This window comes from Kitasatospora sp. NPDC059088, assembly GCF_042738155.1.
In the GTDB taxonomy this organism is placed as follows: domain Bacteria; phylum Actinomycetota; class Actinomycetes; order Streptomycetales; family Streptomycetaceae; genus Kitasatospora.
In genome coordinates this window covers 51,029-70,390 of the sequence record NZ_JBHYGR010000022.1, presented here as the reverse complement: position 1 = coordinate 70,390, position 19,362 = coordinate 51,029, and the positions used below count along the sequence as shown (strand labels likewise).

Annotated in this window: 16 protein-coding genes; 11 read left to right on the top strand and 5 right to left on the bottom strand. The window is 72.5% G+C overall.

The features are described 5' to 3' along the window. The first annotated feature begins 23 nt into the window (after positions 1 to 23). From ACFWXO_RS12940 to ACFWXO_RS12910, 7 genes are all read left to right on the top strand, one after another. Complete coding sequence (locus ACFWXO_RS12940) at positions 24 to 1,229, top strand: ABC transporter substrate-binding protein (RefSeq protein ID WP_380523727.1); 1,206 nt, start codon at positions 24 to 26, stop codon at positions 1,227 to 1,229. Further along, a complete protein-coding gene (locus tag ACFWXO_RS12935) occupies positions 1,229 to 2,173 on the top strand; it encodes an ABC transporter permease (protein ID WP_380523725.1) in 945 nt (314 codons plus the stop codon). Before ACFWXO_RS12940 ends, ACFWXO_RS12935 begins: the two co-directional genes overlap by 1 nt. 23 nt (positions 2,174 to 2,196) lie before the next feature. Beyond that, entirely contained in the window at positions 2,197 to 3,009 is an 813-nt protein-coding gene (locus tag ACFWXO_RS12930; RefSeq protein ID WP_380523723.1) for an ABC transporter permease, read from the top strand. 381 nt (positions 3,010 to 3,390) lie between these two features. Then, positions 3,391 to 5,301, top strand: a complete 1,911-nt coding sequence (locus tag ACFWXO_RS12925; RefSeq protein WP_380523720.1) for a putative Ig domain-containing protein — start codon at positions 3,391 to 3,393, stop codon at positions 5,299 to 5,301. A 135-nt stretch (positions 5,302 to 5,436) separates the two neighbouring features. Further along, entirely contained in the window at positions 5,437 to 5,886 is a 450-nt protein-coding gene (locus tag ACFWXO_RS12920) for a hypothetical protein (RefSeq protein ID WP_380523718.1), read from the top strand. Positions 5,887 to 6,023: 137 nt separating this feature from the next. Continuing rightward, positions 6,024 to 7,172, top strand: coding sequence for a serine hydrolase domain-containing protein (locus ACFWXO_RS12915; RefSeq protein WP_380523716.1), 1,149 nt, complete (start codon positions 6,024 to 6,026; stop codon positions 7,170 to 7,172). A 54-nt stretch (positions 7,173 to 7,226) separates the two neighbouring features. Further along, on the top strand, positions 7,227 to 8,012 hold the full coding sequence (locus ACFWXO_RS12910; RefSeq protein WP_380523714.1) for a MerR family transcriptional regulator: 786 nt from the start codon (positions 7,227 to 7,229) through the stop codon (positions 8,010 to 8,012). Positions 8,013 to 8,122: 110 nt separating this feature from the next. On the opposite strand, the gene ACFWXO_RS12905 is transcribed toward ACFWXO_RS12910, so the two are convergent. Both ACFWXO_RS12905 and ACFWXO_RS12900 read right to left on the bottom strand, forming a co-directional pair. Next, complete coding sequence (locus tag ACFWXO_RS12905; protein ID WP_380523712.1) at positions 8,123 to 9,775, bottom strand: ABC-F family ATP-binding cassette domain-containing protein; 1,653 nt, start codon at positions 9,773 to 9,775, stop codon at positions 8,123 to 8,125. 257 nt (positions 9,776 to 10,032) lie between these two features. Continuing rightward, complete coding sequence (locus ACFWXO_RS12900; protein ID WP_380523710.1) at positions 10,033 to 11,109, bottom strand: alpha/beta fold hydrolase; 1,077 nt, start codon at positions 11,107 to 11,109, stop codon at positions 10,033 to 10,035. 186 nt (positions 11,110 to 11,295) lie between these two features. Here ACFWXO_RS12900 and ACFWXO_RS12895 point away from each other — a divergent pair, with 186 nt between their 5' ends. Beyond that, entirely contained in the window at positions 11,296 to 11,847 is a 552-nt protein-coding gene (locus ACFWXO_RS12895; RefSeq protein WP_380523708.1) for a CGNR zinc finger domain-containing protein, read from the top strand. Between the two features lie 116 nt (positions 11,848 to 11,963). Here the strand turns inward: ACFWXO_RS12895 and ACFWXO_RS12890 are convergent, their stop codons facing one another. Both ACFWXO_RS12890 and ACFWXO_RS12885 read right to left on the bottom strand, forming a co-directional pair. Further along, on the bottom strand, positions 11,964 to 12,395 hold the full coding sequence (locus ACFWXO_RS12890; protein ID WP_380523706.1) for an Ohr family peroxiredoxin: 432 nt from the start codon (positions 12,393 to 12,395) through the stop codon (positions 11,964 to 11,966). 142 nt (positions 12,396 to 12,537) lie between these two features. Beyond that, the gene (locus ACFWXO_RS12885; RefSeq protein ID WP_380523704.1) at positions 12,538 to 13,059 is read right to left on the bottom strand and encodes a DUF5662 family protein; all 522 of its coding nucleotides are present in this window, start codon (positions 13,057 to 13,059) and stop codon (positions 12,538 to 12,540) included. A 118-nt stretch (positions 13,060 to 13,177) separates the two neighbouring features. Between ACFWXO_RS12885 and ACFWXO_RS12880 the strand changes: the two genes are divergently transcribed. The 3 genes from ACFWXO_RS12880 (at position 13,178) to ACFWXO_RS12870 (ending at position 18,364) form a co-directional block, all read left to right on the top strand. Continuing rightward, positions 13,178 to 14,125: an ABC transporter ATP-binding protein gene (locus ACFWXO_RS12880; RefSeq protein WP_380523702.1), complete on the top strand. Its 948-nt coding sequence runs from the start codon at positions 13,178 to 13,180 to the stop codon at positions 14,123 to 14,125. Continuing rightward, positions 14,122 to 15,498 carry an ABC transporter permease gene (locus tag ACFWXO_RS12875; RefSeq protein WP_380523700.1) on the top strand — a complete coding sequence of 459 codons (1,377 nt, stop codon included), beginning with the start codon at positions 14,122 to 14,124 and terminating at the stop codon, positions 15,496 to 15,498. Before ACFWXO_RS12880 ends, ACFWXO_RS12875 begins: the two co-directional genes overlap by 4 nt. A 118-nt stretch (positions 15,499 to 15,616) precedes the next feature. Beyond that, positions 15,617 to 18,364: an alkaline phosphatase family protein gene (locus ACFWXO_RS12870; protein WP_380523698.1), complete on the top strand. Its 2,748-nt coding sequence runs from the start codon at positions 15,617 to 15,619 to the stop codon at positions 18,362 to 18,364. 67 nt (positions 18,365 to 18,431) lie between these two features. On the opposite strand, the gene ACFWXO_RS12865 is transcribed toward ACFWXO_RS12870, so the two are convergent. Then, positions 18,432 to 19,325: an NADP-dependent oxidoreductase gene (locus ACFWXO_RS12865; RefSeq protein ID WP_380523763.1), complete on the bottom strand. Its 894-nt coding sequence runs from the start codon at positions 19,323 to 19,325 to the stop codon at positions 18,432 to 18,434. Between the last annotated feature and the right edge of the window lie 37 nt (positions 19,326 to 19,362).

The following is a 19,362-nucleotide window of genomic DNA, read 5'->3' as shown; positions in this document are numbered from 1 at the left end:
ACCGAAGAACGGAACACCCCGCCATGCGCATCCCCCTGATCGCCCGCGCCGCGGCCGCCGCCACCGCCGCCGTCCTGCTCGCCGCAGGGTGCGGCAGCAGCAGCGGCGGCACGGGCGCCGCGAACGGCTCGCACGGGCTGAACCCGCCGAAGCTGCCGATGCTCCAGTCCCTGGGCGCCGGGGAGGGCCAGGTGAACCTGGTCGCCTGGGCCGGGTACGCCGAGGACGGCTCGGACGACAAGGGCGTCGACTGGGTCCACCCCTTCGAGCAGCAGACCGGCTGCAAGGTCAACGCGAAGATCGCCGGGACCTCCGACGAGATGGTCTCGCTGATGAAGACCGGCCAGTACGACGCCGTCTCGGCCTCCGGCGACGCGACCCTGCGACTGATCGCCGCCGGCGATGTCGCCCCCGTCAACACCGCCCTGGTGCAGAACTACGCGGACGTCTTCGACGGCCTCAAGAACCAGCCCTGGAACTCGGTGAACGGCCAGATGTACGGCATCCCGCACGGCCGCGGCGCCAACCTGCTGATGTACCGCACCGACAAGGTCACCCCGGCCCCCGACTCCTGGAGCGTGGTCTTCGACGGCGCCGCGCCCTACGCCGGCCACGTCACCGCCTACGACTCCCCGATCTACATCGCCGACGCCGCGCTCTATCTGATGAAGACGAAGCCGGAACTCGGCATCACCAACCCGTACGCGCTGGACGCGACCCAGCTCAAGGCGTCCGTCGACCTGTTGAAGACCCAGCACAAGGCGATCGGCGAGTACTGGAGCGACTTCCAGAAGTCGGAGAACTCCTTCAAGACCGGGGACACCGTGGTCGGCACCAGCTGGCAGGTGATCGCCAACCTGGCCCAGGCGGACAAGGCGCCGGTCAAGGCCGTGCTGCCGAAGGAGGGCGCCACCGGCTGGTCCGACACCTGGATGGTGTCGGCCAAGGCCGCCCACCCCAACTGCGCCTACCAGTGGATGAACTGGATCGTCTCGCCGACCGCGAACGCCCAGGTCGCCCAGTGGTTCGGCGAGGCGCCGGCCAACTCCAAGGCCTGCGACCTGACCACCGACAAGGGCTTCTGCACCACCTTCCACGCCGCCGACGAGGCCTACTGGAAGGACGTGTACTACTGGACCACCCCGGTCAAGAGCTGCCTGGACGGCCGCACGGTGGCCTGCACCGACTACGCCGCCTGGACGTCCGCCTGGACCGAGATCAAGGGCTGATGACCGCGACCGGCACGACCGGCCCGGCGACCGGCCCGACCGGCACGGCCGCCGCACCCGCCCCGGCACCGCAGCCGCGGCGGGGCGGCGTGCGGCGGGCCGCCTCCGTACTGCACCGGCACGCCGGGCTGCGGCTGGCGCTGCTGCTGTCCGTCCCGATGGCCTGGCTGCTGCTCGCCTACCTGGGGTCGCTGGCCGTCCTGCTGCTCTCGGCCTTCTGGGCGGTCGACGACTTCACCTACGACCTCGTCCGGGTCTGGAACACCGCCAACTTCCACACCGTCCTCACCGAGCCGGTCTACCGGACGATCGCCCTGCGCACGCTCGGCATCGCCGCCGCCGTCACCGTCATCGACGCCGTGGTGGCCTTCCCGATGGCCTTCTACATGGCCCGGATCGCCCGGCCGCGCACCCGCAAGCTGCTGGTGGTGGCCGTCCTGACGCCGCTGTGGGCCAGCTACCTGGTGAAGGCCTACGCCTGGCGGGTCATCCTCGGCCAGGGCGGCGTGCTGGACCGGCTCGGCGCCCCGTTCGGGCTGTCCAGCCCGGGGTACGGCACCACGGCGGTGATCCTGGTCCTCGCCTACCTGTGGCTGCCGTACATGATCCTGCCGGTCTACGCCGGACTGGACAACCTGCCCGGCAACCTGCTCGACGCCTCCGCCGACCTGGGCGCCTCCGCCTGGCGGACCTTCCGCTCGGTGGTCCTCCCGCTGGTCCTGCCCTCGGTGTTCGCCGGGTCGGTGTTCACCTTCTCGCTCAGCCTGGGCGACTACATCACCGTACGGATCGTCGGCGGCAAGACCCAGGTGCTGGGCACCGCGATCGCCGACAACGTGACGCTCAACCTGCCGCTGGCCGCCGCGCTGTCCTGCGTCCCGGTGGTGATGATCGTCGGCTACCTGCTCGCCGTGCGCCGCACCGGCGCCCTGGACTCGCTGTAGGACCCCTTCGGAGGCGTACCCCCGTGATCCTCTCCCGCCGCACCCGGATCGCGCTGCGCGCGGCCACCTTCCTCGGCCTCGCCGTCGTCTACCTGCCGCTGCTGCTGGTGCTGGTCAACTCGTTCAACCGGGACCGCTCCTTCGCCTGGCCGCCGACCGGGTTCACCACCGAGTGGTGGGTCCGGGCCTGGCAGTCCGAGGGCGCCCGCAGCGCCCTGGTCTCCTCGCTGCAGGCCGGGGCGGGGGCCACCCTGGTGGCGCTGGTCCTGGGCACCATGACGGCCTTCGCCGTCCAGCGGTACCGGTTCTTCGGCCGCCAGGCGGTGTCCTTCCTGGTGATCCTGCCGATCGCGCTGCCCGGCATCGTCACCGGCATCGCGCTCAACGCCGCGTTCCGCACGGTGCTGGGCCCGGCCGGCATCGGCTTCGGCCTGCTCACCGTGGTGATCGGGCACGCCACCTTCTGCGTGGTGGTGGTCTTCAACAACGTCCTCGCCCGGCTGCGCCGGCTGGCCCCCTCGGCCGAGGAGGCCTCGGCGGACCTCGGCGCCCACACCTTCCAGACCTTCCGGCACGTCACCTTCCCGGCGGTGCGGTCGGCCCTGCTCGCGGGCGGCCTGCTGGCCTTCGCGCTGTCCTTCGACGAGATCGTGGTGACCACCTTCACGGCCGGTCCGACCGTCCAGACCCTGCCGGTCTGGATCTACGCCAACCTGGCGCGCCCCAACCAGGCCCCGGTGGTGAACGTGGTGGCGGCGGTGCTGGTGCTGCTCTCCGTCGTCCCGGTGTACCTGGCCCAGCGGCTGTCGGCGGACAGCGCCGGCGGGCGGTTGTGACGGGTGTTGTGCGACAGCTGGTTCCGAAAAAGCTGCAATGTTGAAACGGTGACGTTTCACCGAATGTCGAAACAGTCTTCCGAGCGATATTCAGTGAATGTGAAGGGCGGCGAATTGACTTCCCATCACTCCCTTCACCTGCCCGGACGCCGTTCTTAATGTTTCCTTACCCGCAGCCGTTGACCACCGTTCATCAACTCTGCTTTCCTTCATCCCCAAGCAGCTGGCCCCACCGAGAGACCGTCAATTCCGGCTGTCCGGAAGATAGAACCGGATTCGGCGCTCGGTGGATTCCGCCTGCTGCTCCTTCCCCACAAAGGGATCGTTCGCGGCCCCCCGGCCGCAACGGGCGATCGGTAAGCAGAGAGGCACCCTCACCCCATGGGTCACTCCCCCAGAATGCGGCGCGCGAAGAACGCGGCGCTCACCGGCCTGGCGTCCATCGCGCTCGCCGCCGCCGGTCTCGCCGGCGCGGCCGGACCGGCCGCCGCCCAGGACATCTCCAGCTCCTCGGGCAGCGTCAACAACGAGTTCAACCCCTGGAGCCCCCAGAACGGCCACCCGTACCGCCACGGCGCGGTGATGGGCAAGCAGCAGCAGAAGAAGTACAAGGAGTGGATGGCCGCCCACAACCAGGCGGCGGCCACCGGCCAGGAGACGCTCTCCTACGGCGGCGGCGTCGACGGCATCGGCGTGCAGAGCGGCCACTCCAAGGTCTACTTGGTCTTCTACGGCACCCAGTGGGGCACCCAGAGCACCGACGCCAACGGCAACGCCAAGTTCTCCGGCGACTCGGCCGGCGCGGCCGGTGCCACCCAGCAGATGTTCAAGGGCATCGGCACCAACGGCGAGACCTGGTCGGCCGACCTGACCCAGTGGTGCGACGGCCCCAACGTCGCCTCCGGCGCGGTCAGCTGCCCGTCGAACGCCAACTTCATCCCGTACCAGAGCGGCGGCGTGCTCTCCGGCGTCTGGTACGACAACGCGGCCGCCTCGCCCGCCTCGGCCAGCGGCAACCAGCTGGCCCAGGAGGCCGTCAAGGCCGCCGGCCACTTCGGCAACACCACGGCCGCCGCCAACCGCGACGCGTACTACATCGTCCTGTCGCCGCACGGCACCAACCCGGACGACTACCAGAACCCCACCACCGGGTACTGCGCCTGGCACGACTGGAACGGTGACACCACCCTCAACGGCGGCGCGGCCAGCTCGCCCTACGGCGACATCGCCTTCTCCAACCAGCCGTACAACATCGACCAGGGCAGCAGCTGCGGCGTCGGCTTCGTCAACTCGCCCGGCACGCTGGACGGCTTCACGATGACCCTCGGCCACGAGTGGCACGAGATGATGTCCGACCAGAACCCGGCCGGCGGCTGGACCAACCACGTCTCCGGCAGCTCGTACAACGGCCAGGAGAACTCGGACGAGTGCGCCTGGATCCAGCCCGGCTCGACCGGTGGCGCCGCCAACGTCTCCTTCGGCTCCTACGGCACCTTCGCCGAGCAGGCCAGCTGGTCGAACGACACCAACTCCTGCGCCATCACCCACGCCATCCTGAACCACGGCGGCGGCACCACCAACACCGTCACGGTGACCAACCCGGGCAACCAGTCGGGCACCGTCGGCACGGCGGCCAGCCTGCAGATCGGCGCGAGCGACTCGGCCTCCGGCCAGACCCTGACCTACTCGGCCACCGGCCTGCCCGCCGGCCTGTCGATCAACTCCTCGACCGGCCTGATCTCCGGCACCCCGACCGCCGCCGGCACCGCCAACGTGACGGTCACCGCGACCGACACCACCGGCGCCGCGGGCAGCACCACGTTCAGCTGGACCGAGTCCGGCGGCTCCGGCGGCGGCAACGCCGTCACCAACGGCGGCTTCGAGACCGGCAGCCTGAGCGGCTGGACCGCCGCCGGTACCACCTCCGCCACCACGGGCGCGGCGCACAGCGGCAGCTACGGCGCGATGGTCGGCTCCACCAACCCGACCGGGGACTCCTCCGTCGCCCAGACCTTCACCGCCCCGACCGGCTCCAGCAAGCTGTCCTTCTGGTACAGCAACACCTGCGACGACACGGTCACCTACGACTGGGCCACCGCCACGTTGAAGGACAACACCACCGGCACCACCACCACGGTCCTCGCCAAGACCTGCACCACCACCGGCAGCTGGACCAACAAGACGGCCGCCGTCACCCCGGGCCACTCGTACACCCTCACCCTGAGCAACCACGACGACAACTACCCGGGTGACCCGACCTACACCTACTACGACGACGTGACCGTCTCCTGACGATCGCCTCGGCTCGACGCACCGGGGTGGGCCTCGCGCCCGCCCCGGTGCGGTATTTCCGCATTCGGGGGGATCCGATCCGGCGTCCCGCGCGTCGAACCACCACCGCTTCCACCCCGACCCGGAGGAACCCCCGTGAATCTCGGCAGACCCCTCACCCTCGCCCTCGGCTGCGCCGCCGCCCTGCTGGCCCTGACCGGCTGCGGCTCCACCGGCGCGCCCGCCCCGGCGTCCCCCACGGCCCTGGTCACGATCAAGCCGGCCGCCGTGACCGCCGACGAGAAGGCCAACCACACCACGGTGAAGGCGACCGTCGGGGCCACCGTCGCGGTCGAACTCCAGGGGACGTACTGGTCCGCCGCCACCAGCTCCGCCCCCGAGGTGCTCTCCCCGCTCGGCTCCCCGACCACCGCGCCGTCCCCCTCCTGCCGCCCCGGCGGCGGCTGCGGCACCGTCACCACCTCCTTCACCGCCCGCACGGCGGGCACGGCCCACCTGACCGCCTCCCGCACCGTCTGCGGCGAAGCCCTCAACTGCACGCCGAACCAGCGCAGTTACGACGTGACGATCGAGGTCACCGGCTGAGTCACCGGCCAGTCCCCGGCGCGGTGCGCAGCGCCGCTGTGAGCCGGATCACGCTTGAGCCCGCCCCTGGGGCAGGGTGGAGATTCGTCGTAGCAGCCGGACCACGGTCCGGGCACGACGAACACCGGGGAGCACCCATGACCACCACCCACCCTGACCGGTCCGCCGACCCCGACCAGGGACAGGACCGACCGGAACTGCGGCGGGCGATCGAGGAGCTGGCCGGCTCCGGCTTCCTCGGCGTGCAGCTGCGGGTGAGCGACGAACGGGGCAGCTGGGCCGGCGGCGCCGGAGTGCGCGAACGGGGCGGCGACGCCCCGGCGCTGACCGACGGGCACTTCCGGATCGGCAGCAGCACCAAGAGCTTCGTCGCCACCACCGTGCTGCTGCTGGTCGCCGAGGGCCGGATCGGCCTGGACACCCCCGCCGACCACTACCTGCCCGAACTCGGGCTGGACCACCGGATCACCGTACGGATGCTGCTCCAGCACACCAGCGGCGTGTTCAGCCACACCGGCGAGCTGCTGGCGGACGGCACGGTCGAGCCCGGCGTCCCCTGGCGGGGCAAGGACTGGGTGGACCTGCGCTTCCACACCTACCGGCCCGAGGAACTGGTCCGGCTGGCGCTGTCCCGGGCGCCGAGGTTCGCGCCGGGGGAGGGCTGGAGCTACTCCAACACCAACTACGTGCTGGCCCGGCTGGTGATCGAACGGGCCACCGGCCGGACGTTCGCCGAGGAGCTGCGGCGGCTCGTGCTGGCCCCGCTGGGGCTGACCGGCACCGTGGCGCCGGGCAGCTCGCCCGAGCTCCCCGAGCCGCACCACCACGGCTACTACCGCTACCGGGACGGCGGGCAGGAGCACACGGTCGACGTCACCCGGCACGACCCCAGCTGGGTCGCGGCCGGTGGCGACATGATCTCGACCACCCAGGACCTGCACACCTACTTCGCCGCGCTGATGAGCGGCCGACTGCTGCCCGCCGGGCTGCTGGCCGAGATGCGCACCCCGGAGGAGCGGGCCGGCTACGGCCTCGGCCTGTTCGCCCAGGACCTCGGCCCGGCCGGCGGCACGATCTATCACCACAACGGCGCCACCGTCGGCTCGGCGGCGCTGATGTACGGCTCCGCCGACGGGAGCCGGGTCCTGACGGCCGGTCTGAACTTCGTGGACGACCCGGAGATGTCCGTCGCCGCGGGCTTCCAGCGGGCCCAACAGCTGCTGGTGGGCGCGGTGTTCGGCGGCGAGCAGGCCGGGCCGGCCGGGCCGACCGGGTCGGCGGGCTGACCGGCCGACCGCCGGCCGCCGGGCCCGGGCCCGATCGCACGGGAGACTTGGCGCATGATGAGCGGAGTCACGATCGGTCAGGCGGCGTCCTTCCTCGGCGTCTCGGTGAAGACGGTGCGGCACTACCACGAGCACGGGCTGGTGGCGGAGCCGCCGCGGGACGGCTCCGGCTACCGGCGGTACGGCTCGGACCACCTGCTGCGCCTGGTACAGGTGCGCACGCTGGCCACCGCTGGGGTCCCGCTGGCCGAGGTCGGGCCGCTGCTCGACGCCGGGCCCGAGGAGTTCACCGCCGCCCTGGCCGACGTCCGACGACGGCTGGCCGAGCGGATCGCCGAACTGGAGGAGCGCCGCGCCACCCTGCACCGGCTGGCCGAGGGCGACCGGGCCCTGCTGCCCGACCGCGCCTGCGCCGTCCTGGGCCGGATGGCCGGACTCGGCTTCGGCCCGGACTACGTGGCCGGGCAGCGCGAGGCGCTGGTGCTCGCCCGGGTGCTGGTGCCCGGCGGCTTCGACGCCTTCCTCGCCCAGCTCGAACGACAGCTGGACGACCCCGGTTTCGTCGACCTGGCCCAGCGGGCCTGGGAGGCCGAGGGCTGGGAGCCGGACGATCCGAGGATCGAGGAACTCGCCGACGCCATGGCCGAGCGCTACCTCGCCAACCCCGCGCTGCTGGCCGATCCGGCCGGTCTGGAGGCCTGGAGCAGGGCCGCCACCCAGTACCGGCTGATCGACCGCCACCGCGAGGACCAGACCCCGAGCGCGGCCCGGCTGACCGCCCTCACCGAGGCCAGGCTCCGCTCGGCAGGGGCGCCGGCGCCCCGGGTGCCCCGGCGGTGAACCGCGTTGGGGCCGCCTCGGGGGTGCGCGACGCCCGGAGGGCAACGGCCCGGGGGGGGGGGGGGGGGGCGGCGGGCCCCCCCCCCCCCCCCGCCGCGGGGGAGCGGGCCTCAGGCGGTCGGGGCGCCGGTCTCGGTCAGCGTGCCGTCCGCCAGCCGCAGCCAGCGGTCGACGCCGATGCCGGCCAGGAAGCGTTCGTCGTGGCTCACCACCAGGAACGCCCCCTGGTAGGAGTTGAGGGCGCCCTCCAGCTGCCCGACGCTGACCAGGTCGAGGTTGTTGGTCGGCTCGTCGAGCAGCAGCAGCTGCGGTGCGGGCTCGGCGCACAGCACGCAGGCCAGGGTGGCGCGCAGCCGCTCGCCGCCGGACAGCGCCCGCACCGGCAGGTGGGCGCGGGCGCCGCGGAACAGGAAGCGGGCGAGGATGTTCATCCGCTCGGCCTCGGGGCGCTCCGGCGCCGCGGCGGCGAAGTTCTCCGCCACGGTGCGGTCCTGGTCCAGCAGGTCCAGCCGCTGGGAGAGGTAGGCGACCCGGCCGTCGGCGCGCTTGACCTGGCCCTCGTCCGGGGCGAGGTCCCCGACGAGCAGGCGCAGCAGGGTCGTCTTCCCCGCGCCGTTGGCGCCGAAGAGGGCGATCCGCTCCGGGCCGCGGACGGTCAGGTCGATCCCGCCGTCCGCGAACAGCGGGCTGCCGTCGCGCCGGACCTGGAGCTGCTCGCCGATGAAGAGGTCGCGCCCGCTGGGCACCCTGGTCCCGGAGAGGTCGAGGGTGAGCCGCTGCTCCTCGCGCACGGCGCGCCCGGCCTCGTCCAGCCGGGCCTTGGCCTCGTCGACCCGGGCGGAGTGCACCTGGCCGGAGCGCCCGGCCGACTCCTGGGCGCCGCGCTTCATGTTCCCGGCGAAGATCCGGGGCAGCCCGGCGTTCTTGAGGTTGCGCGCGGCGTTGCCGGCCCGGCGTTCGGCGCGCTCCCGGGCCTGCTGCATCTCGCGCTTCTCGCGCTTGAGGTCCTGCTCGGCGTTGCGGACGTTCTTCTCGGCGACCTCCCGCTCGGCCTGGACCGCCTCCTCGTACGCGGTGAAGTCGCCTCCGTAGAGGCGCAGTTCGTGCGAGTCGAGTTCGGCGATGCGGTGCATCCGGTCGAGCAGGGCGCGGTCGTGGCTGACCAGCAGCAGGCAGCCGTTGAAGTCCTCCAGCGCGTCGTACAGGCGGTGCCGGGCACCGAGGTCGAGGTTGTTGGTGGGCTCGTCGAGCAGCAGGACGTCCGGTCGCTTCAACAGCTGGGCGGCGAGGCCGAGTCGGACGACCTGGCCGCCGCTGAGGGTGCCCAGTCGGCGGTCCAGCGGCAGCGCGCCGAGGCCGAGGCGTTCGAGCTGGGCGAGGGAGCGCTCCTCGATGTCCCAGTCGTCACCGATGGTGGTGAAGTGCTCCTCGGCGACGTCCCCGGACTCCACCGCGTCGATGGCCCGGATCACCCCGGCCACGCCGAGCACTTCGGCGACCGTGAGGCCGGCCGTGAGCGGGAGGTCCTGCGGGAGGTAGGCGGCCGTGCCGTTGATCGTCACCGACCCGCTGGAGGGGCGCAGTTGACCGGCGATCAGCTTGAGCAGGGTGCTCTTGCCCGAGCCGTTGGGCGCGACCAGGCCGGTGCGGCCGGTGCCGACGGAGAAGGAGAGGTCGTGGAACACGGGGGTGTCGTCCGGCCAGGAGAAGGACAGCTGGGAGCCGACGACGGACGCGGAGGACGCAGAGGACGCAGAAGACATGGAGGACTACCTGGAAGTGAGCGGGCGGAGACGAGTCCGGCCCGGATGAGACAGGGGGACTGGGTACGACGATTCCGACCGCTGCACTGGGCGCCCTGCGCCCGCAACGGTCAAGAAGCCCGGGACTCACCCGGAGATGTCGTCGTCACCCGCCATGTCTGCTGCACTCCTCGTAGGGGGGTAGGTCGTTCGCCAGCGTAGCAGTCCGCTTCGCCCCGCGCCGTTCGTTTTTCCGGCGCGAGGCGCGGGACTCGGCGTCAGAGCCGGTCGGCGTCGACGACGGCCTGGGCGAAGGCCGTCGGCGCCTCCTGGGGGAGGTTGTGGCCGATGCCGGGCAGCGTCCGGTGCTCGTACGGGCCGGTGAACATGGACCGGTACGAGGAGCCGTCGCCGGGGGCGGGGGTGAACGGGTCCAGCGCGGGGTCGAGGGTGACGGTCGGCACCTGGATGGTCGGCTTGCGGGCCAGCAGGTGCTCGTCGTGGTCGTAGCGGCGCTCGCCGTCGGCCAGGCTCAGCCGCCAGCGGTAGTTGTGGACCACGATCGCGGCGTAGTCGGGGTTCTCGAAGGCGGCCGCGGTGCGCTCGAAGGTGGCGTCGTCGAAGTTCCAGGTGGGGGAGGCGGTCCGCCAGACCTCCCGGGCGAGGTCGTGCCGCAGCTTCGGGTCCTGCATGGCGCGTTCGCCGCGGTCGGTGGCGAAGTAGTACTGGTACCAGAAGGCGTGCTCGGTGACCGGTGCGATCGGGTTCCGCTGGGCGTCGCGGTTGGTGATGAGGTAACCGGTCACCGACACCAGGGCCTTGACCCGCTCGGGCCACAGGGCCGCCAGGATGTCGGCGGTCCGTGCGCCCCAGTCGAAGCCCGCGACCACGGCGCGGTCGATCCGGAGCGCGTCCAGCAGCGCGATGATGTCCCGGGCGATGGCCGACTGCTGGCCGTTGCGGACGGTGCGCGCGGAGCGGAAGCGGGTGCTGCCGTGGCCGCGCAGGTAGGGGACGATCACGCGGTAGCCGAGGTCGGCGAGCAGCGGGGCGACGTCCAGGTAGCTGTGGATGTCGTAGGGCCAGCCGTGCAGGCAGAGCACCACCGGCCCGTCGGCGGGCCCGAGTTCGGCGTAGCCGACGTCGAGCACGCCGGCGGTGGCCTGGCGCAGCACCGGGAAGGTGGTGTGGGTGCCGGGGGCGATCGTCGGCACCACCGGGGCCGGGCCGGAGCGGCCGCGGGTGGGTGCGGGGGCGGGGGCGGCGCCGGCCGTGCCCGGCAGGCCGGCCAGCGCGAGGGCGGCCGCGCCGGCGCCGAGTCCGACGGTCCTGTGGAAGCTGCGCCTGTCGATCATGAGTTGCCCTCCGGAAGCTGCGGGGCCGGTACGGGAACCGGACCCGGGCGGAACGTTACTGGTCTGGACAGTGATGGAGCGGGCGACGCGGCGCATCGCCGTCGGGAAGTCCCCCGGAGACCCGGGAAGGCTCAGGGGAGTGCTCCGGGCATTGCGTTCGGGGCGGTGACTGGTCAGTATGGTGACGTGATGCACGCCTTCCCCTGCGGGACCCTGCCCCTCGACTTCGTCGGCACGCTGCGCGCCCGGCGCAACGCCGCGCCGCTGGAGAAGCTGGCCGCCCCCGAGCAACTCGACGCCTGGTTCGTGGAGTCCGGGATGTTCGACGGCGGCGCCGGTGCCGACGAGACCGACCTCGACATCGCGGTCGACCTGCGCGAGTCGATCTACGCCCTGGTGGCCGCCCGGCTGGACGGGCAGCCGATGCCGGCCCGGGCGATCGCCGAGCTGAACCGGCACGCGGCCGGACTGCCGGTGACGCTGCGCCTGCACGCCACCGGGGCGACCAGGAGCGGATCCGTCTCCCAGGGCCTCGCGGCCCTGGCCCGGGAGGCCGTCGAGATCCTCGGCGGCGACGACGCCGCACTGCTGCGGGAGTGTGCCCGGCCAGAGTGCACCCAGGTCTACCTGGACCGCTCCCGCGGCCACCGGCGTGAGTGGTGTGCCATGCGGACCTGCGGCAACCGGGTCAAGGCCGCGTCCTACCGGGCCCGCCAGCACGGCGGTGCCGACGACTGACGCCCCGCCGCAGGGCTGGTCCTCCGCCCCCGCCCCGGCCGCTGCTGCGGCCACCGGGCGGGGGTTCGGCGTTTGCGCGTCCGGTCGGGGCCCGGACGCGACCCGTGCCGGTGGCGTCAGCCGGTCACCGCGGTCGCCTGCACGGTCACCGGGATGTTGCCCCGGGTCGCCTTGGAGTACGGGCAGATCCGGTGTGCCGCGTGGGCCAGCTCGGTGGCCGTCTCCTGGTCCACGCCGCCGAGTTCGAGGGTGAGGACGGCGCTCAGGCCGAACTCCCCGTCGTCCCCGTGGGTCAGCGTGGTCCCGACCGCGATGGAGGTGCTGGTCAGCCGGACCTTGCGGTCGGCGGCGGCGCGCCGGACGGCGCCCAGGAGACAGGCGCCCCAGCCGGCGGCGAACAGCTGCTCGGGGTTGGTGGCGCCGCCGGCGCCGCCCAGCTCCTTCGGGACGGCGAGCGAGGTGGTGAGGCTGCCGTCGCTGGAGGCGACGTGCCCGCCGTTGCGGCCCTCGCCCGTCACGATGACCGTTCCGGTGTAGCTGACTGCCATGACTGTGCCTCCTGGTGAGTGTCCGTCCGGTGCGCCTGCTCTCTGCGTCACCGGTTCAACTGGTGACGAGTATTGAGCGAGGCCGTCGTGGCAGTCAAGGCGCTGGTGCTCAACTGCCCTGGTTTGTCACGGATAATCCGGATCATTCACAGTCATTCGGCTCGATGTTGTAACCTCCTTGACCGGTTATGGATGGATCGGGCTCTGCGGTCAGCCACCCGAAGTGGCCGGCCGTGTTCGTCAGGACGTCCATCAGCTGCGGTGCGATGCCGAACCGTTCGCGGTTGATCGCCAGGCTCTCCACGAGGTCGCCGTGCGGGGTGCGTTCGGTGGCCGCCTTCCAGTCCGCCAGCATTTCGAGCAGGTCGACCAGGGTCATGCCGTTGATCCCGTCGGCGAAGTGCTCCGGGTGGTGGCGGTTGTGCGCGTAGTGGTGCCGCAGCCCCTCGCCCATCGTGTCGACCAGGGCCCGGTACTCCTCGCTGCCGTAGGCCGCGGCGCGCAGTCGCGGCACCACCGCGTCGTAGACCGGCCGTTCCGGTTCGCGGGTCTTGCTCAGGTCGTGCCGGACGGAGCGGTCGAGCAGCTCCTTGATCAGCTCGCCCATCAGCTCGGCGACCCGCAGGCTGTGCCGGAGGGTGTCCGGCGTGGAGTCGTACGACATGGTGATGTGCCCCTTCGTGTAGGCCCCTCGGACTGCTGTTCCCCCGGAGTTCAACCGCGCGCTCCTGACGCCACAACGTCAACCCCCTACCTTCCCTGGGGGACTGCGAGAAGGAGCCATGGAAGACACGCAACCTGCCGTACGGGCACGGAGATTGACGAAGTGCTTCGGTGACGTCGTGGCGCTCGACGGGGTCGGGCTGGAGCTGCTCCCCGGGCGGATCCACGGGCTCGCCGGGCCGAACGGCGCGGGGAAGACCACCCTGCTCGGGCTGCTGCTCGGGCTGGCCGTCGCCGACGGCGGCGAGCTGGAGGTGCTGGGCAGACCGGTCGGCCGGGCGCTCGCGGCACCGGACGGCGTGGCCGGCTTCGTCGACGGTCCCGGCCTCTACCCCTCGCTGACCGCGCGGCGGAACCTGGCCGCGCTGGCGGCCCTGCGCGGGGAGGACGCCGGCGCGGGCCGGATCGACGAGGTGCTGTACGAGGTCGGGCTGCGGGACGTCGCCGACGACCGGGTGCGCGGCTTCTCCCTGGGCATGCGCCAGCGGCTCGGCCTGGCGGCCGCGCTGCTCACCCGGCCGCGGCTGCTGGTGCTCGACGAACCCTCCAACGGCCTGGATCCGGCGGGCCAGCAGCACGTCCACGGGGCGCTGCGCCGGCTCGCCGAGGACGGCGTGACCGTCGTGCTGTCCAGCCACCGGATGGACGACCTGGAGTCGCTCTGCTCCGAGGTGACGATCCTCGCCACCGGGCGGGTCCGGTTCTCCGGCCCGCTGGGCGGGTTGGCCGCCGACACCCGCGCGCTCGACCACCGGCTGCTCACCTCCGACCTGGGCGCCGCGCGGCGGGTGGCCGTCGGGACGGCCGGGGTGACGGTGCTGGACGGGGCCGGGGCGTGGCGCGGTACGGAGGCGCTGGTGGTGCGCGCCACCGGGCCGGCCGTGGAGCGGCTGGTGGACGGACTGGTGCAGGAGGGCGTCCGGGTGCGCGAGGTCGCCCCCGTGGTGTCGCCGCTGGAGGCCGCGTACCTGGCCCTCACCGAGGAGCAGCAGGAGGACGGACGATGAGCACGGTCACGGCCGGGGAGACGACGGCCGGTGGTGCGGCGGCAGGGGCCGGGGCGCGCCGGGTGCCGGTGGGCCGGGTGTACCGCTTCGAGCTGGTGAAGCTGGTCTCGCAGTGGCGGATCCGCCTGCTGGTGCTGGCCTGTTGGGCGCTGCCCGGGCTGTTCGTGGCCGCCGTCGCCCAGCAGGGCACGCTGCCCTCCGACACCCTGTTCGGCCGCTGGATGCACGCCACGGCGTGGGCCGGCCCGCTGGTGCTGCTGGGCTTCGCGGGCTCCTGGGCGCTGCCGTTGCTGACCTCGGTGGTCGCGGGCGACGTGTTCGCCGCCGAGGACCGGCTCGGCACCTGGCGGCACCTGCTGGTGGCGGTCCGTTCGCCGCGCCGGATCTTCCTCGCCAAGACCCTGGCGAGCGCCACCGTGATCGTCCTGCTGGTGGCCGGACTGGTTGCGTCCGGTACGGCGGGCGGGCTCGCCGCGGTGGGGAACCAGCCGCTGGTGGGCGTCGACGGGCACCTGTTGGCGCCGTCCGACGCGGCCGTGGGCGTCCTGCTGGCCTGGGCCGCCGCGCTGGCGCCGACGATGGCGCTGGCCTCGCTCGGCCTGCTCGGCTCGGTCGTGCTGGGCCGCTCCCCGATGGGCCTGCTCGTCCCCGCGCTGTCCGCGGTCGCGATGCAGCTCGCCCAGACGCTGCCGCTCCCGGTGCCGCTGCGGCTGGCCCTGCCCGGCTACGCCTTCGTCTCCTGGAACGGGCTGTTCGCCGAGCCGAACCGGCTGCCGGAGCTGCTGATCGCGGTCGCGGTCAGCCTGGTCTGGGCCGTGGTGGCGACCGCGGCGGCCTACCGGCTGTTCGTCCGGCGGGACTTCACCAACGGCAGCGAGGACGGCGAGAAGCGCCGCGCGCTCACCCACGGGGTGCTGCCGCTGGCCGGGCTGCTCGCGCTGACCACCGGGGTGGTCGCGGTGGCCGCGCCCTCGACGGGCTCGGGGATCAGCCGGGCGAAGGTCCAGCGGACGGTCTCCACCGTGTTCGCCCACCTGTACCGGCTGCAGACCGAGCAGTTGCACCGCCCCGCCGTGACCGAGGCCGACCTGCGGGTGGCCGCGGACTGCAACCGGGGCGACGGCCAGGTCGAACCGGAGGGCCCGGGCAACGACTGGCGCTGCGTGGTCACCTGGCACCTGCCCGGCACCGAGGCCCCCGGTACGGCGGTCTACCAGCTCGACGTCGCCTCGGACGGCCGGGTGATGGCCGACGGCGACGGGCCGAAGGAGGTCAACGGCTACTTCCTGGTCCACACCGGCACCGGGGACGCGCCGAACCCGCTCTGGCAGTTCGACGGCCAGATCGACCTGCTCGACTCCTCGACGGACTGAGCGCACTGAGCGCATGACCCGCACCACTCGCATCACCGGCACCACGTGCACCACAAGCACCACCCGCAGCGAAGACACCGGAATCAACGCAGCGCACTCACCACGAAGGGCTGACGCCATGCAGGTAACGCGTCGTCGACGAGTCCAGAAGGAGCACCCGGTGCTCCTCGGCCGCAAGGTCGGCCGCCGGGCCACCCTGGCCACGGCGTGCATCACGGCGGTGGCCGTGGCCACGGGCACCGCTTTCGCCACCACCCACCAGTTCGGCACCGACCAGGTCGGCCAGGTCACCGCCGACGGCCAGGTGATCTCCAGCGACCAGTACATCGCCCCGTACGGCGACCGCCTGGTCATCGACAACGGCAAGCTGATGGGCTCCCGGGTCAGCCCGGACGGCACCCATCTGGCCGCCTCGCTGGCCGACGGCGACGCCTCGCTGGTCGTGGTCGACCTCAGGACCGGCAAGGTGCAGCAGCGCGCCGGCAAGGCCAAGACCGCCGACCTGCACCTGACCGACGGCTCGGTCGGCCAGGAGGCCCCGGTCTACTCACCAGACGGCAAGCAGCTCTGGCTCGGCCAGCTCGACGGCTACACCAGGTTCACCGTGAACGCGGACGGCTCCCTGGCGAACCCGGTGAAGGTCGCCATCCCGGCCGACGGCACCAAGCACGCGCTGGCCTCGGGCCTGGTGTTCTCGGCCGACGGCTCGACGGTGTACGCGGCCGTCAACGGCCAGAACCGGGTGGTCGAGATCAACGCGGCCACCGGCGCGCTCGGGCAGAGCTGGACGACCGGCAACGCACCGCGCGGCATCGTCCAGGTCGGGTACAAGCTGTACGTCAGCAACGAGGGCGGCCGCGCCGCCACCGGCGACGACGACACGCTGAACTCCTACGGCACCCAGGTGCCGGCCGACCCGGACACCGGCGCCACCACCACGGGCACCGTCAGTGTGATCGACCTGGCGGACCGCTCCGCCGCCGTCGGGTCCATCGAGGTGGGCCTGCACCCGACGGCCGTGTACGCCAAGGGCGGGACGGTCTTCGTCGCGGACACCTCCTCCGACCAGGTGTCCGTGATCGACGCGGCACGGGGCAAGGTGGTGCAGCGGATCTCCACCAAGCCCTGGCCGGAGGCCTCGGTGGGCTACGAGCCCACCGCGATCACGCTCACCGACGACGGACGCCTGCTGGTCACCCTCGGCCGGGCCGACGCGGTGGCCGTCTACCGCTTCGCGGGCGCCCAGGAGCCGGTGAGCTACGTCGGCCTGCTGCCCACCGACTACTTCCCGGCGGAGGTCACCACCGTCGGCTCCAAGGTGGTCGTCTCCAACACCCGCGGCATCGACGCGCGCCGCCCCAACTCCACCGGCGCCCACAACACCCACGACACCACCTCCAGCCTGACGCAGTTCACCCTGCCGTCCGACCAGGAGATCCGCTCCCGGACGGACCAGGTCTTCCGGCAGAACGGCTGGACCAAGGGCGCCGTCCGGACGGCGGACGGGCACAAGGCGAAGCCCGTCGCGGTGCCGGCCCGGATCGGCGACCCGTCGACGATCAAGCACGTCTTCCTGATCGTCAAGGAGAACCGGACCTACGACCAGGTCTTCGGCGACATCGGCAAGGGCAACGGCGACCCGAAGCTGGCCCAGTTCGGTGCCAACGTCACGCCCAACCAGCAGGCGCTGGCCAAGCAGTTCGGGCTCTACGACAACACCTACGACATCGGCACCAACTCCGCCGAGGGCCACAACTGGCTGATGCAGGCGGACAATCCGGAGTACACCGAGTCCTCGGCCGGGGAGTACGAGCGCAGCTACGACACCGAGGACGACGCCCTGGGCCACCAGCGCTCGGGCTTCCTGTGGACCGGTGCCCAGGCGGCCGGCCAGGACGTGCGCGACTTCGGCGAGTTCCACCAGTTCCTCACCAAGCCCGACGGCGCGAGCTGGCAGAACCTGTACTGCGACTCGAAGAACATGGACGCGACGGGCGACGACACCGCCTACCCGCTCAACTCCTCCTCGCCGATCCCCTCGCTCAACGACGTGTCGGTGCCCGGCTTCCCGAAGTTCGACACCGATGTGCCGGACCTCTACCGCTACCAGATCTGGAAGCAGGACTTCGAGCAGAACGGTCCGGCGGCCCTCAACATGCTGTGGCTGTCCAGCGACCACACCGGCGGTCCGGCCAGTCCGGCCGCGCAGGTCGCCGACAACGACCTCGCGGTCGGCAGGATCGTCCAGGAGATCTCGCACAGCGAGTACTGGAAGGACACCGCGATCTTCGTGGTCGAGGACGACTCCCAGGCCGGCCTCGACCACGTCGACGGCCACCGCGCCCCGATCCAGATCATCAGCCCCTGGGCGCAGCACGGCGCCGTCGACAGTCGCTACTACTCGCAGATCACCATGGTCCGCACCATCGAGCAGATCCTCGGGATCCACCCGATGAACCAGAAGGACAGCGCGGCCAGCCCGATGACCACCGCCTTCACCGACAAGCCGGACCTCACCCCGTTCACCGCGGTGCCCAACCGCACCTCGCTGACCGACGGCCTCAAGACCCCGCCGTCCTGCGGCGTCGACGTACCCGGGGCCCCGGACGCGGGCGCGGCGGCGCCGGTGACCGTCGCCCCGCCGGCGGCCGAGCGGCAGGTCGCGGCCCAGTGGGAGGACTGGAAGTCCAAGCAGCAGCTGACCGGCCCGAACGCGGCGCCGGACCGGGCCAACCCGGCCCAGATGAACCACCTGACCTGGTACCAGACGCACAACTGGCGGACCCCGTACCCGGGCGAGGACGCGATCCACGCCCCGAACGACGTCCCCGGCGCCTACATCCCCTCCGCGGAGAACGACGGCTGACCCGCCCCGGCCCGAGCGGGGCCCCGGACCGGCACTGCTCGGTCCGGTCCGGGGCGTCAGCCCGCTCTCACACCACGATGACCCGGCGCCCGCGGGTGTGCCCGGCCCGGCTGTCGGCGTGCGCCGCCGCAGCCGAGGCCAGCGGGTACGAGGTGTCGACGGGGATGTGCAGCCGGCCCCGGGCGATCAGGTCGGCGGCCTCGGCGAGCGCCGCCGGGACGCTTCCGGCCGTGCCGGAGAACCGGACCCCGAGCCCGGGCGCGTCGAGGTCGGCGATGGACACCACCCGCCTCGGATCCCCGGTCAGTTCGACGAGTTCGCGGATCACACCGTTGCCGGCGAGGTCCAGGGCGGCGTCGACCCGGCCGAGCCCGCGCACCCGCTCCATCCAGCCCTCGCCGTACGTGGTGGCCAGCGCACCCAGGCCGCGCAGGTAGTCCTGGTTCGCGGCGCCGGCCGTGCCGATCACCGTGATGCCGCGGTCGCGGGCGATCTGCAGCACCGCCGAACCGACGCCCCCGGCCGCACCGCTGACCAGCAGCGTCTGCCCCGGTTGCACACCGACCTCGCGGAGGATGCGCAGCGCGGTCTCCACCACGGAGGGGTACCCCGCCGCCTCCTCGAAGCCCAGCCCCTCGGGCATCCTCGCCCAGGCGGTCAGCACCGCGAACTCGGCGTAGGTGTCGACCCCTTCGCCGAACACGTGGTCGCCGACCTCGACCCCCTCGACCCCCGCCCCGACCTGGTCCACCACCCCGGCGGCGTCCAGCCCGACCCCGGCGGGCAGTCGGAGCGGATGGGCCCCCAGCACCTGGCCCTCCCGGAGCCGCCAGTCCACGGGGTTCACGCCCGCCGCCCGTACGGCGATCCGAATGCGGCCGGGGCCCGCCTCGGGCCGCGCGGCGTCCACCAGGCGCAGGACCTCCGGGCCGCCGAACTCGGTGTAGCGCACCTTCTTCATGGTCTCCATGCGGCCGACCGTAGCACTAACGGTTAGG

Coding starts and splice junctions, on each gene's coding strand:
- ACFWXO_RS12940 (WP_380523727.1), top strand. CDS start 24: ATGCGCATCCCCCTGATCGCCCGCGCCGCGGCCGCCGCCACCGCCGCC.
- ACFWXO_RS12890 (WP_380523706.1), bottom strand. CDS start 12,395: ATGGCAGTCAGCTACACCGGAACGGTCATCGTGACGGGCGAGGGCCGC.
- ACFWXO_RS12885 (WP_380523704.1), bottom strand. CDS start 13,059: ATGTCGTACGACTCCACGCCGGACACCCTCCGGCACAGCCTGCGGGTC.
- ACFWXO_RS12875 (WP_380523700.1), top strand. CDS start 14,122: ATGAGCACGGTCACGGCCGGGGAGACGACGGCCGGTGGTGCGGCGGCA.
- ACFWXO_RS12935 (WP_380523725.1), top strand. CDS start 1,229: ATGACCGCGACCGGCACGACCGGCCCGGCGACCGGCCCGACCGGCACG.
- ACFWXO_RS12915 (WP_380523716.1), top strand. CDS start 6,024: ATGACCACCACCCACCCTGACCGGTCCGCCGACCCCGACCAGGGACAG.
- ACFWXO_RS12900 (WP_380523710.1), bottom strand. CDS start 11,109: ATGATCGACAGGCGCAGCTTCCACAGGACCGTCGGACTCGGCGCCGGC.
- ACFWXO_RS12870 (WP_380523698.1), top strand. CDS start 15,617: ATGCAGGTAACGCGTCGTCGACGAGTCCAGAAGGAGCACCCGGTGCTC.
- ACFWXO_RS12905 (WP_380523712.1), bottom strand. CDS start 9,775: ATGTCTTCTGCGTCCTCTGCGTCCTCCGCGTCCGTCGTCGGCTCCCAG.
- ACFWXO_RS12865 (WP_380523763.1), bottom strand. CDS start 19,325: ATGAAGAAGGTGCGCTACACCGAGTTCGGCGGCCCGGAGGTCCTGCGC.
- ACFWXO_RS12925 (WP_380523720.1), top strand. CDS start 3,391: ATGGGTCACTCCCCCAGAATGCGGCGCGCGAAGAACGCGGCGCTCACC.
- ACFWXO_RS12880 (WP_380523702.1), top strand. CDS start 13,178: ATGGAAGACACGCAACCTGCCGTACGGGCACGGAGATTGACGAAGTGC.
- ACFWXO_RS12910 (WP_380523714.1), top strand. CDS start 7,227: ATGATGAGCGGAGTCACGATCGGTCAGGCGGCGTCCTTCCTCGGCGTC.